Below are 12,597 nucleotides of genomic sequence, written 5' to 3'. Positions count from 1 at the left end.
ATACCGCTACTCCACCCAAAGAGATACCCAGATGAATACACAGAAAAATACAACAGGTGCCAGCGCTCCAGTGGCGATCCAGACCCAGAGCTTGGCTGGTTTAGCACTATTCCAAGAGCCTTTAATCCAGCTCAAACGCTCATTGCGCCATTGCTTAAACTTCAATTGGCGGATCATACGCTGCATAACCTGCCTCCGTTCCCCTTCCGAAAACTCGCCTAGTACATGACCAAGCTCCTCATACAAATGCCCCTCTGGCTGACTTGTTTCAACCTTTGTTGTATTCATGAATATCCCTCCTCTTAGTTCAATTCCATAAAATAAATAACACTCCAGAGACAAACAAGTTTGATGCAAAACATGTTTTATATCATGCACATCAGGATTACGTACATCAAAACCATGCACTTAGAAAGCTTACAAAATAAGGATTGAAATCCATTTTACAATAACATACATTGGTATTGTACCAAGTTTATCATGTTGCCTTGCTAATTTTGACAGAAAACCACTCACTTCTACATCTACATCTACATCTACATCTACATCTACGAAACGGAGGAAGGAATGAAGAACGAAGCACACGCTGTGAAGCATAACTACTCCAAGCTGTTCGGTGCCTTCTCCCTTACTTTTCTAGGAGATGGATTAACGCTTGCCGCAGTGCCCTGGCTTGTCTCCACCCTAACGACAGATACGTTATATGCATCCATTACGATGACAGCCTTACGTCTGCCTTGGCTAATTTTCAGCTTGCCGGTTGGTGTTCTCATTGACCGTTATTCACGCAAGCATATGCTCGTTGGAGCCAGCTTTACCCGCATGCTGTTTCTATTCCTGCTGACGATCTGTATCTGGGGAGGCTGGATAAGCATACCGCTGCTTGCCTTGTTTATGTTCGGAATCGGTCTGAGTCGTGTTGTTTTTGACAGTACGGTGCAAACGATTATTCCGCAGATTGTGGAGGAAAAGAAGCTGGAAAAGGCCAACGGCCAGTTCACAGCCGGGCAGCTGATTACCAGCGATATTCTGGGTGTAGCCCTGGGCGGGTTTATTATCGCGATGCATATCGTGTATCCTTTTGCCATCGACACTGTAACAGCAGTGCTCTCCCTTCTGCTAATCATTGGCTTACGCGGCAGCTTCCAGCCGACTATCACGAAAGCAGCCCAAGCCCAAGGAACTTCTGAGGGAGCGTCCCGGCAAACAACTCAGGAGGAGAACAAGCAGCAGGCCCGTGCGATGAAAAATTGGAAAAGGGAAATGTGGCTGGGGATTCGATATGTATTCCAGGATCAATTTCTACGCGGTCTGGCTATATTGTCAGTTACCATTACGCTGATGTTCTCCATGATTCTCGTAACCCAGATTTTCTTTGTCCGTGAAGTACTGCAGCTTGAAGCCTATGCTTTTGGTATCCTGATCTCGATCGCCACCCTCGGCAGTATTCTGGGGAGTCAGGCTGTTGCTTCCATGCGCAAACGCTGGAGTTCGAAGCAGCTCATCCTTTTATCTATCCTAGCTATGGGCCTGCTCTATGGATCCGTTGGTCTGACATCCAATGCATATGCAGTCGGTGGTCTATACTTCTGCGCAGCCTTTTTCATTGTTGTCTACAACGTAACCCGTTCGTCGATCCTGCAGCGTTCCGTGCCTAATGAATTGCTCGGGCGTGTAGGGAGCGTGTTCAGGTTCCTGTCCTTTGGCATCAGCGCCATTGGCACCATGCTGGGCGGATTGCTCGTTCGCGTGAGCGAAAATTTCTTTGACCGCCTGTTCTCCCTGCAGTTGCCTTATCTGCTGCTCAGTGCAGTTTACATCGTCGCCTGCTTCCTGTTTGCTTCCAAAATGCGAAATGTACCTGAACAGCAACAGCAGCACTCTTCCATATTATGATGTAGTTCATTGTTCACACTTGAAAAAAGAACTGAAAAAAAGCGGGCTCAGTGGGATGCATCCCACCAAGTCCGCTTTTCATCAATGAATTTTAGTCTACGTATGCTCTAATTAAGCCTGGTTCAGTTCCGCATTCAAGCAGATCGAACCGTGCTGACGCACGTTAACAACGATTACTGGCGTATCCAGCATACCGCGCATCCAGTTCATATATTCTTCAGCCTTATCGTTTGGCACAATCGCCAGAATAACGCCTGCGAATCCACCGCCATGCACTCGGCATGCGCCGTCTCCCAGATTGCTCAAATAGTTCTCGGTCAGCGCAAGCGCAACGGAGATTTCCTGCGCACGAGTCGCACCGCTTTGATATACGTTTTGCAGCCATTTCCATGACGAGTTACCGGATGCAGTGATCAGTGACAAGAAATCATTAAAACGACCGTCACGCAAAGCCGATACTTGTCCGTCCACCCGTTTGTTTTCTTCCAGAAAATGCAGCGCACGCAATACCGCACGATCTCCAGCCGCTTCACGAATCGCAGGCAGCTTCGCATAGATGTCCTCTTCCGAAATTTCACGCACGTATTCAGCGCCAAGTGCCTTCGCGACAGCCTTCATCTCGTTCGGAACAGCAGCATAATCTTCTGTCAGGTCAGCATGGTTGCCGCCTGTATTCACGATGACCAAGGAATATCCGTTCTCTTGGAAATTCCATTCCACAGGCTCAATCACAGGTTCAGCCGGATTGGCAAAATCAATCGAGATCAGGCCGCCATATGCGCAAGCCATCTGATCCAGAAGGCCGGACGGTTTGTTCCAGTAATGATTTTCCGCATACTGTCCGATTTTTGCCAGTGTTACCACATCCAGCTTGCCATCATTGTAGAAATGGTTCAGGATGGTGCAGATCAGCATTTCGAAGGACGCAGAAGAACTTACACCTGAAGCCGCGAATACGTTACTGGAAATGTCCGCTTTGAAGCCGCCAATGCTGTAGCCCAATTCCACAAAGCCTGCCGCCATACCACGGATCAATCCGGTTGTACCGTCATCTTCCGCGTTAGGCTTCAGGTCAGCAAGGTTGATCACATACTTTTTGTCGTATCCCTCGGAGTAGAACGTAATTACGTTGTCGCCCGTAGGCACGGCTACTGCAATCGTGTCCAGTGTAATGCTTCCCGCGAGCACTTTGCCATGGTTATGATCCGTATGATTGCCGCCAATCTCGCTGCGTCCCGGAGAACTGAACAGATGCATGTTATCCTGCTCACCAAAGTGTTCACGGAATGAAGCATCCAGCTTCACATAACGCGCACCCTGCTCCTCTACATGCTGTGGTCCGTACATTTGTGCAAGCAAGGCCTGTCCCTGTGTTGATTGAATAAGCTGTGTTACCTGTGTGGTCATCTCTATTCCTCCCATTTCATATGCAAGCGGCATGTAACCGCTATCCCTTATGTCGTCTAAAATCCTTCATCGGATTAGCCATCCCCATTATCTCAGCTTCTGCGCCGAAAAGGTAGGGCAGAATTGAAATTTTGGAAGCGTTTTTTGAAACATGTGTCCAATTCGAAAAAATGCAGAGGGGTTAGGTTATCCGATGCGTAACACACATGCTAGCAGAGAACAGAGAGAGGCGGAGCGACGATATCATTTCTATCTTATTTTTATTAAATTGATGTGGGACTATACATGCCGATAAGAAAGTTCTTCTTACTATGGCGTTTCCTGATGATGGTTCTGCAAAATAAAGAAACCTTCAAGACTCGCTCCCATGTGGAGCAGATCGTTAAATGTTCGAGACATACGGTGAACAGCAAATATGACTATATGTGAACTTAATGGATTGTTGCAGACTGTGCCGAGATCGAGACGTTGCCTTCCTTGACGATGATCTCGTTAAAGAAAGGCTCAAAAAATGTCACGGGTACATACATCACACCCTTTTTCGACTGCACAGCCGCAGGCAACTGCACATTCTGGGTCAGATTAATAATCTTCAGCTTGCCCGTAAATTTTGCCTCTGTACTGCCTTCCTTCACTAGTGCAGACTGTATACTCTCATCCACCTTCACAGCTTTCTCCTCTGCAATCCAGCTAACTTTATAGCCAAGGGCTTCCGCCGCAGCTCGCAAAGGCACCATCACTGTTCCTTTTTGTTCATAAGGCATCTGCTCTGCACGTTTAACTTCTACCACTCTTCCATTGACCGTTAAGCTGTATTCTGGCGTAGACGCGGCTGCGCTGACTTTGGCAGCTGAAGCATATAGTGCACCTGCCACAGATACAACGCATAGCGCAGCGACGAACATCATCATTTTTTTCATAGGAAGCCCATCCTCTCCTGGTATGTAGATTGGCTCAAGCTTCAGACGTACTTAGTGATTATTTTGTTTCACTTGTTCATTGAGATGCTAATGGGTTCCTGCACGTTCTGCTTCTTCCATCCGAAAATACTTAGTCAGATCAATTTGTTGGGCCCTCGTCAGCTGCTCGGAAGTCCTCTGCCTTCTTATCAATATATGTCGCAATAACATGAGCCTCTTCTTCGTACCATCGGCTAAATTTGTGTAAATCATGCGTCAATCGGTCTACAATAGGTTCTAATGACCGGCTTTCGCTGGTCTCGATCAATCGCAAGATTGAATTAATCGCCGTTGGCAAACTTGCCTGAAATTCCTGTACATGCTGCTCCATTTTCTGCCCGGCTGCTTTCAGATCCTCAACAGACAGCTGGATCGTGACCCCAGTTGCCGCTGCCGCATATTGTCCATATGCTCCCATTTTAGATCCATATTTTTGTAAAAGTTGATCAAATGCTTTCTGCATATTATCTTGTGCAACCAGTGATTTTAAATATGTATCAAAACGCAGGTTCTCATTGATCGGCTGTCCATCTACTGTTGAAAACAACTTGTTCTTAATGAATCCATGTTCATCAAACTGAAAATAAGCTAAATCATGCGTTTTCTCGTTGCTGAAAGAGTTCAAAAATTTCTTAAATGGATTTTGGTGAAAAAATGGGATGTCGATCGGGATATAATATTTGTCTTGCATACCCAAAAAGCTTTTGAAAAAGTTATACTCACTATACTTATCAGACTTCGGGATGGGGATATATATCCTTTGGTTCGCCTCATCGTATGTTTTATCGATGAACACACCTGTACCTACATTTTTCCTAGCGCTCATGACACCAGAACTAACAACATCCCCGGGATGTGAAATGGAATAGATTTTGTTCTTAAAATCTCCGTTATCTATTTTCTTGATAATATCATCTGACAGAACAGGCAATATATTGGCTGGATCGTAAGTTACTGCGGATAGATCATTTCGTGCTGCGACATATTCGGCTAATCCACCGCCCAATGAATGTCCTGTTGTCGTGATATCTGCTGTAGGGTACTCCTTCTTAACAGTTTTATACAGCTCTTCTGCCTGATAAAATTGTGTATCCTTATATCCTTCATTCATCAATTTTTGACTATATTTGCTTGGTAGTCGTTCTACTCCACTCTGATGCTGATTATATGTATTTTCAAGCTGTTTTGCTCTTCCAAGCACAACGTCCATTACGTCTGTTTCAAGGTCGGGAAGCTTTGTGCTCAGAGGTCGGTCTCCGGGTTCTGTACCTCTAAAACCTATAATTATTTGATTGGTATTTTCATTGTAAAATACTTCAGCGTCAAATCCAGTCTTGCTGTCGTGTAATGTAGCTTGGGGTTTAACAATTTTCCAGCCGGGGATTTCGTCAAATTCCTGCCCAATATTAATCTCCGTATCGTACACTTTCCTAGATATACTATGATATGTTTCTTCTGTTATATAGACGTTCATTAGTATTCTCCTTTCTTTAGGTTTATAGTATACTATGCTACACACTTTTTCCATATTAGGAGGAATTTTTATTATGTTAAGAAGGATTAGTAAGACTTCAATGATTTTATTTTTCATAGCTATTCTCACAAGCTGTGGTGGCCTCTCTAAGGCTGAGAAACAAGAATTTTATGAGAAAGCCATTCCTATTGGACAGGAATATTTCAAGAAATATTATGAGGCTGAGGTTGAGTTCAATCGTTACGAGGTACATTTACCAATGTCATCAACAATTGTATTATATGGTCATGTTAAAGATGACCCGTACACTTCTCTTTCTTTGTCTCTTTCTCTTCCATCTTTAAAAGTAAATTCTGCTGGAGGACCTGGAGAGTTTATAAAAAAACGAAAGAGTGAGGATGAGGCTAACCCCCAATGAAGCTTACAGCTGAAACCCTTATACAGATGTGGATAATTGGATTGCTCAAATATTTCCTCAAAATTGGGTATGGCTCATTTAGCCTTCCTTCACTAGGGATTGATTCAGAAGGTGGACCAAGAGAATTTATAAAAAAAGAAAGAGTGAGGATGAAGAGTTTATACTCAGTGAAATTTAGTTTTTCCTCTATAGGCTCTATAAAGAAAGGATAAATCCGAATAAAATGACATTCACATAAATTTTGAAAAAAGGTACTAGCTTGCTCAAAATCATCCGCTTAGGAATATTATTTTTAGGGGTTGTAGCTGTTACAAGTGGATGTGGAGGTTTATCCAACAAAGAGAAAAATACATATTATCAAAAAGCCTTGCCTATCGGGCAAGAATACTTCAAGAAATATTATAATGTTGAAGTGGAATTCACTGAATTTTACATCAATATCCCTATGTCTTCAATAATACTTTTAAAGGGGCATCTTGAGAATGATCCATATACAAAAGTTTCTCTGTATTATGACTTCACTTCTCTTAAAGTAAAGTCGGAGAGTGGCCCTGAAGATTTTATAAAAAAACGCAAAAGTGAAGAAGAAATTAATTCTCAGTGAAACTTTCCAATCAAACTTTCCTACATAATCCCCCATTCGTTAAAGCTGCTTCGATTTATGCGAAGTAGCTTTTTTCATACTGCAAACAAATCTCTTCTCTCTTTTTCATCCTACCTGTCACATTTTGTATCTCTCATTCCGTCATACTATATGTTAGGGGGGAATCACTTGGAAGAACCAATTCAGCAGATCATCAAGGATGTGCTGCAAGGAGAAAAAGATAAGTATGCCTTGATCGTCACTCGCTGTGAAAAATTCATCTTTAATTACTGTTACCACATGCTGGGGGATTACGGAGAAGCAGAGGACTGCAGCCAGGAGGTATTCCTGAAGGCTTATCGCGGACTGCATACCTATCAACCGGATCGACCTTTCGAAGCGTGGCTGTACCGCATTGCCTATAACCATTCCATCGATATGCTTCGCAAGCGCAAGGTCACAAGGCTGCTGCCTTTTTTGTACAAAAATGAGCGGGAGAACAATCACGTGGATCAAGCGATCGATCACAAATATTATAACCCTGCCGTTTTACACGCACTCGCTGCACTGTCCGCAGAAGAACGAAGCTTGCTGATCCTGCGCTGTGTCGAGGACAAAAGCTATAACGATATCAGTCTTGTACTGAATCAGAATACCGCTTATTTACGCAAAAAATTTCAACGTGCTGCTGCCAAATTCAGAAAGAACTACGTCAGCCAAGAGGAGGAAAAGCCAAATGAAGCACAACGATCCCGAACACGAGCTGAAACGACTATTTCAAAAAGTTGAACCTTCAGGCACTGCCCTGCAAGATCGGATCATGAGCCAGATTCACAAAGAATCCGCACCAAAAGAGCGATTCATCGTCAAACATCGTGTCGGGGTCCTGCTCGTGGCAGGCTTGCTGCTGACAGCATCCACCGGATTTGCGGCAATGAATTACCAGTCGTTATTCAACGATAGAGGCGATGTGCTTTTGGAAGAAAAACCACTCACTGCTGATCCTGTCCACCAACGATCTCAAGAAGAACAGCTGCGATTGGGACGTATGAATGAAATCTGGATGAATGAGATTAAACCGGGTGAAGCCGCATTGATCTATGTCGTTCCGAATAATCCACATCATCAGTTTGATATCCGCTCTAACCCGTTTAGAGTTGAAACTTATGAGCAATTAAGCCACATGGTTCATGTTCCTGGCATACCACTATCTCAAAAGCTATCAGGTGCTTCACGTACATATACTTTTCAGAAGGCAAGTGTGAGTATGGAGTACAAGCAGGATGTATATGAGCTTTCGGATGAGAAAAAAGAAGCGCTGGTTCAAGAGCTGCGCCTTCAAGCTCAAACCTCAGGTCAGGATCATGCGCTAATGTCTGTGCCTGTAACCGATCAATTCTGGCTCTCTTCCATGACCTACGTTAGCGGACAGAATGAAATCTCGCTAAGTATTATGAATAACAAGGATAACGAACCACTGATCGCTTCATATGATGAGGATCTCAACACCACCAGTCGCAAAATAAAAATTCACGGGCAAGATGTGATCGCGCGAACATACGGCGGTGATTTCACAGAACTAATGTGGGCTTATCAGGAGCCGAAAACCAAGTATGCATACCACTACACGCTTGGTGTTCGAGAAGGTGTGGTTCCTCTGGAAGAGTTAATTCACATTGCCGAGACTTTGATTCCAGCATCTGACCGATAAATTTTCCGAATCCCAATAGGAAAAAATAAAGGCTTATCCACTTCAACGAATGAAGTATGATAAGCCCTTTTTCCCCGTATATTCGGATCTCTATCTCTATCTTTATTTCTGCAGCAGTATGGTAAATATTCTTGCGGCATACTTCTCTTCAGAAACAACCCGTAGTTAACACGTTAATGATTGCAATAAAAACTATAAATTACATTATTTATTTAACCATTTGTCACACTATAACCCCTTCCTTCCGTTATATCCAGTGTAAGAAGGGAGGGGAAATGATTGGAGCACTTCGATCCCGGGCAGGGTCTGAAATTACGATTTCAGAAAGTTGAACCCGTTGGTAATGCCTTATGTCACCGGATTATGAACCAGATTCACCTTGAAGAAAAAATAAAAACAAAGGAGCGATTTTTCGTGAAATACAAAATCAGTTTTCTACTCATGTTAGGTTTATTATTAACCGCCTCAACCGGATTTGCTGCCGTGAAATACCAGTCTCTAACCAACGGCAACGGGGATGTCCTTTTTCAGGAGAAACCTATGACCCACGAACCATCTACTCGTACCGAGGATGACGACAAAAGAATTCGTCTAATGAATAACATCTGGGTGAATCAAATTAAACCAGGTGAAGCAGCGATCATCTTCATCGTACCCAACAATCCGAATCAGGAGCTCTACCTCAAGGCGAATTCGCATATTGTTAAAAATTTTACCACCCTGCAAAAGATGGTTAACATTCCAGGCAAATCTCTAGCTAAAGAGATTGCTGGCAAAGGAAAAGAAAAATATACGTTCCAAAAAGCAAGCGTGCATATGGAGCATGGAATGGACCTCAACAAACTCTCCGAGACGGAAAAGGCAGACATCGCTAACAAGCTCCTTCTGGAAGCACAGGCTTCAGGAAAAGACTACGCCTTGATGCCCGTTCCTTTTACGGACCAGTTCTGGCTCACCACCCTGACTTACACCAGCGGCAAAAATGAAATTTCTCTTAACATTCTGAACAGTCAGGACACGGGTACAGTCACGGCTTCATATCAAGATAGCGTGAAAGTCACTAGTCATAAGATTAAAATTAACGGGCAGGATGTCATCCAGCGGACTTATGGCGGTGGGTCATCGGAGTTCATATGGGTATATGAAGATCCAAAAACCAAGTATGCATACCACTACACCCTGAGATCAGCTAAAGGTAACATCTCCAATGAAGAGCTGCTTCGCATTGCAAAAACGCTGATTCCGGCAGCAAAAAAATAATGTTTTCTGCTCAAAACACATGAGAAAAAGCTTATCTGTTTCGCTAAGACGATGCAGATAAGCTTTTCTTTTGTTTGTTTTATGTCTACCGCTTCATCCCGTTCAAAGTAAGAATACAACCGAGATCGTTATAAAAATGGAAAACTAAACTCTTCTTACGGTGTTATACACTAATAAGAAACAATGTTAGTTTTGTTGCTTATTTATAGAAAGGTCGTTATCTATGAAAAAAATAATCATAAAGTTAGCCTCTATACTAGGTTATGGACTTTTAACTTCCCTTTTTATTTTCTTTCTTATAGCACTAATTGCAATTATCATTCTGGCTATCTATGAGTTCAGAAACTAATCACCACAAAAATATAAGCAACAACAAAGCCCATGTTGAATCAGCTTCGTTGCCGCTCATATCTTATTTAACTTATTCAACTAAACTATAGAGACAGGATTGCCTTTCTCGAAATACGCATGCAAGCGATACAAGCATACTTCCCGTGTCCAGCGATATAACACTGCCCGTTCCTCCGTATTTTGCACTTCTACATTCAGTGAAAACACGCCATCTTCGTACCGGGTCATACTGTTCTTTGCTCCGCTCCACTTGGACATGGGCATGTCGATAATAAGCTTTCTAATCTCCATTTCCGTTTTCTCATTCCATTCCACCAGCGAAGCTTTACCTTTGTCTGAAAAGTCCTTTCGTTTTCGATACTCCTTCTCTGTAAGATACCTATAGAAAAATTCAGCCATTTCTCCCGGGATGACCGGGTCCAGCCAGTGGGCTTCTCCTCGATCGAGCATATAAAGCAGCACGATCATTTTGTAGCTTTTGTTCATGATCGTCTTTTCTATATCTCGCAGCCATGCCTCGTGCCGAACATAGATATCTCCCTCCACAGGAGATAACAACTCCGCCCAGTACAGGAAACCGACATATGAGCCAAATTCGCTCCGGTATCCGATACTTTTAGACTGCCCCATAAGATGGAGCTCCAGATAGGTCGGGATACGTCCCAGCTCACGTTTGACATCCAGAAAATCCTGAAGCAGCTTTTCGCGGCGCGGCATTCGTTTGCGGCTTAGCTCCTGAAGCAAGTTCACCACTCGGGTCTCCAAATGAATACCGCAGTTGTCTGGAACTTCCGGTATAGCCGAGTCCAGTGCTTTTCCACTGCGTTCCTCATTCCCTCGTACATCAAGCAGGCTAAGCTTCACATCCGCATTGCGGTAATTCCCGATCAGGTCGATGATAACGCAGTGAGACTTTCCTTCTGACAACCTCAAACCTCGCCCTACCTGCTGGGTAAATACCGTAAGTGACTCGGTGGGACGCACGAAAAGCAACGTATCTACACTCGGAATATCCGTCCCTTCGTTAAACAAATCTACGGTCAGCACAACTTCCAGTTCACCCGCACCAAGCTGCCGGATGGCTTCCTCTCGCGACATCTCCGATGTACGCGAATGCAGGCTAAGTACCTTCACCCCCTGACTGCGGAAATATGCAGCCAGGTAGTCGGCTTGACGAATGGATGAGCAGAAACCGATGGTTCTTGTCTGCTTGTGCCGCATCCACGCCGCATAGATCGTTTCCACATGCTCTTCTTTCAGTTGAACAGACGTGAGCTGTTCTTCATCATATTTGGTACCGATCCAGCGAATCTGTGAATAGTCCGTATCATCAAATACGCCATAGTATTGAAAAGGCGCCAGCCATCCGCGCCGAATCGCTTCAATAAAATGCATCTGGTACGCGACATTCCCGTCACACAGTGCATATACATCCTTGCCATCCAGTCGATCCGGGGTTGCCGTAATGCCCAGCAAAAACTGCGGACAGAAATATTCAATGACCTTCATATACGTCTTCGCCGCCGCATGATGGAACTCATCCACCACGATCAGATCAAAAGCATCCGCCGCAAATACATCCCGGTGTCGTTGCAAACTCAGTGTATAGATTGAAGCATATACACAGTCTGCCTCTCCATCCTTTTGCTTGCCATTAAATATCCCATGACTGCGTTCTGGTATGATTTGCTGAAACGACTTTTTCGCCTGATTCAGAATTTCTTCCCGGTGCGCTATGAACAAAATCCGCTCAAACCTTTGGGCGAAAAAGCCCGCCAAATACGTTTTCCCAAGTCCAGTCGCCATGACCACCATGGCTTTTTCGTACTGCTCCTCCATCGTGGCGTTCAATGCTTCGAGCGCATCTAACTGAGCAAATCGTGGCTGAATAGGCAGGAGAGGCAAGACAGCAGATTCTTGTTCGGTTTCCTCCTCTGGCAGCCTTGTGCCGAACTCTGCTTCCTCCATCTCGGTGATCCGCTGGATCATCTCCGGGTTCTTCTGGTGATACTGTCGATACTCTTCTTCATACAACGCGATGGAATCCGGGTTCACTGGCAAGGTTGTCTCGTGATAAAAACTCTGCATAAACTTTTCCAAAGCCGACTGAAACGTATACGGCTCTGCCTCCGCATTCATTGCCAGATTCCATTCATACCCCGTTTTCAATGCTGTGAATGAAAAGTTCGATGAGCCGACAATCAACATGCCTTCCCCATGTTCATGATCAAACAGATACGCTTTCGGGTGAAAAGAAGTACCCATGCTTCGCCATAGCCTTGCTTCAATTCGTGAATCAACCTCACAGAGCGCCCGCAATCCTTCGGGCTGTGTGATGTACAAATAGTCTCCTGCGAGCATACGCACTTCTGCTCCACGTTCTGCCGCCCGCTTGAGATGTGGGGCAAGCAGCTTGACTCCAGATTGCATAATAAAGGATGTCATAAATCGAGTAGGAGGCTACCCATTAGTTGAGTAGCCGACCTCTCACACCACCGTACGTACCGTTCGGTATACGGCGGTTCAACCGCTTGCGTG

12 protein-coding genes are annotated in these 12,597 nt (G+C 44.4%); 7 read left to right on the top strand and 5 right to left on the bottom strand.

Annotation, left to right across the window (positions count from 1 at the left end):
• Positions 1-6: 6 nt before the first annotated feature.
• Complete coding sequence (locus tag HNR77_RS21980) at positions 7-288, bottom strand: hypothetical protein (protein ID WP_184189182.1); 282 nt, start codon at positions 286-288, stop codon at positions 7-9.
• Positions 289-567: 279 nt separating this feature from the next.
• Here HNR77_RS21980 and HNR77_RS21975 point away from each other — a divergent pair, with 279 nt between their 5' ends.
• A complete protein-coding gene (locus HNR77_RS21975) occupies positions 568-1,896 on the top strand; it encodes an MFS transporter (RefSeq protein ID WP_184189179.1) in 1,329 nt (442 codons plus the stop codon).
• A 111-nt stretch (positions 1,897-2,007) separates the two neighbouring features.
• Here HNR77_RS21975 and HNR77_RS21970 read toward each other — a convergent pair whose 3' ends face one another.
• From HNR77_RS21970 to HNR77_RS21960, 3 genes are all read right to left on the bottom strand, one after another.
• Positions 2,008-3,303, bottom strand: a complete 1,296-nt coding sequence (locus HNR77_RS21970; RefSeq protein ID WP_184189176.1) for a galactokinase — start codon at positions 3,301-3,303, stop codon at positions 2,008-2,010.
• A 431-nt stretch (positions 3,304-3,734) separates the two neighbouring features.
• Complete coding sequence (locus HNR77_RS21965; protein ID WP_184189173.1) at positions 3,735-4,223, bottom strand: copper amine oxidase N-terminal domain-containing protein; 489 nt, start codon at positions 4,221-4,223, stop codon at positions 3,735-3,737.
• 139 nt (positions 4,224-4,362) lie between these two features.
• Complete coding sequence (locus HNR77_RS21960; protein ID WP_184189170.1) at positions 4,363-5,736, bottom strand: lipase family protein; 1,374 nt, start codon at positions 5,734-5,736, stop codon at positions 4,363-4,365.
• A 73-nt stretch (positions 5,737-5,809) separates the two neighbouring features.
• Between HNR77_RS21960 and HNR77_RS21955 the strand changes: the two genes are divergently transcribed.
• From HNR77_RS21955 to HNR77_RS21930, 6 genes are all read left to right on the top strand, one after another.
• On the top strand, positions 5,810-6,154 hold the full coding sequence (locus HNR77_RS21955; RefSeq protein WP_184189168.1) for an outer membrane protein assembly factor BamD: 345 nt from the start codon (positions 5,810-5,812) through the stop codon (positions 6,152-6,154).
• The gene (locus HNR77_RS21950) at positions 6,151-6,366 is read left to right on the top strand and encodes a hypothetical protein (protein ID WP_184189165.1); all 216 of its coding nucleotides are present in this window, start codon (positions 6,151-6,153) and stop codon (positions 6,364-6,366) included. Before HNR77_RS21955 ends, HNR77_RS21950 begins: the two co-directional genes overlap by 4 nt.
• A gap of 29 nt (positions 6,367-6,395) precedes the next feature.
• On the top strand, positions 6,396-6,758 hold the full coding sequence (locus HNR77_RS21945; protein ID WP_184189162.1) for a hypothetical protein: 363 nt from the start codon (positions 6,396-6,398) through the stop codon (positions 6,756-6,758).
• A gap of 168 nt (positions 6,759-6,926) precedes the next feature.
• Complete coding sequence (locus HNR77_RS21940) at positions 6,927-7,526, top strand: RNA polymerase sigma factor (RefSeq protein ID WP_260410763.1); 600 nt, start codon at positions 6,927-6,929, stop codon at positions 7,524-7,526.
• On the top strand, positions 7,474-8,448 hold the full coding sequence (locus HNR77_RS21935) for a DUF4367 domain-containing protein (protein ID WP_184189156.1): 975 nt from the start codon (positions 7,474-7,476) through the stop codon (positions 8,446-8,448). The genes HNR77_RS21940 and HNR77_RS21935 overlap by 53 nt, the downstream gene beginning before the upstream one ends.
• 414 nt (positions 8,449-8,862) lie before the next feature.
• Positions 8,863-9,708: a DUF4367 domain-containing protein gene (locus HNR77_RS21930; protein ID WP_311768661.1), complete on the top strand. Its 846-nt coding sequence runs from the start codon at positions 8,863-8,865 to the stop codon at positions 9,706-9,708.
• A gap of 429 nt (positions 9,709-10,137) precedes the next feature.
• On the opposite strand, the gene HNR77_RS21925 is transcribed toward HNR77_RS21930, so the two are convergent.
• The gene (locus tag HNR77_RS21925) at positions 10,138-12,504 is read right to left on the bottom strand and encodes a DEAD/DEAH box helicase family protein (protein ID WP_184189153.1); all 2,367 of its coding nucleotides are present in this window, start codon (positions 12,502-12,504) and stop codon (positions 10,138-10,140) included.
• Positions 12,505-12,597: the final 93 nt, after the last annotated feature.

This window comes from Paenibacillus sp. JGP012, assembly GCF_014203995.1.
In the GTDB taxonomy this organism is placed as follows: Bacteria; Bacillota; Bacilli; order Paenibacillales; family Paenibacillaceae; genus Paenibacillus; species Paenibacillus silvae.
The sequence above is the reverse complement of the archived record's forward strand: the minus strand, read 5'-3'. Positions and strand labels throughout refer to the sequence as shown.

Bases quoted from the DNA above. Each gene is read 5' to 3' on its own strand.
- HNR77_RS21960 (WP_184189170.1), bottom strand. From the start codon at position 5,736: ATGAACGTCTATATAACAGAAGAAACATATCATAGTATATCTAGGAAA.
- HNR77_RS21950 (WP_184189165.1), top strand. From the start codon at position 6,151: ATGAAGCTTACAGCTGAAACCCTTATACAGATGTGGATAATTGGATTG.
- HNR77_RS21975 (WP_184189179.1), top strand. From the start codon at position 568: ATGAAGAACGAAGCACACGCTGTGAAGCATAACTACTCCAAGCTGTTC.
- HNR77_RS21925 (WP_184189153.1), bottom strand. From the start codon at position 12,504: ATGACATCCTTTATTATGCAATCTGGAGTCAAGCTGCTTGCCCCACAT.
- HNR77_RS21970 (WP_184189176.1), bottom strand. From the start codon at position 3,303: ATGACCACACAGGTAACACAGCTTATTCAATCAACACAGGGACAGGCC.
- HNR77_RS21955 (WP_184189168.1), top strand. From the start codon at position 5,810: ATGTTAAGAAGGATTAGTAAGACTTCAATGATTTTATTTTTCATAGCT.
- HNR77_RS21980 (WP_184189182.1), bottom strand. From the start codon at position 288: ATGAATACAACAAAGGTTGAAACAAGTCAGCCAGAGGGGCATTTGTAT.
- HNR77_RS21935 (WP_184189156.1), top strand. From the start codon at position 7,474: ATGAAGCACAACGATCCCGAACACGAGCTGAAACGACTATTTCAAAAA.
- HNR77_RS21965 (WP_184189173.1), bottom strand. From the start codon at position 4,223: ATGAAAAAAATGATGATGTTCGTCGCTGCGCTATGCGTTGTATCTGTG.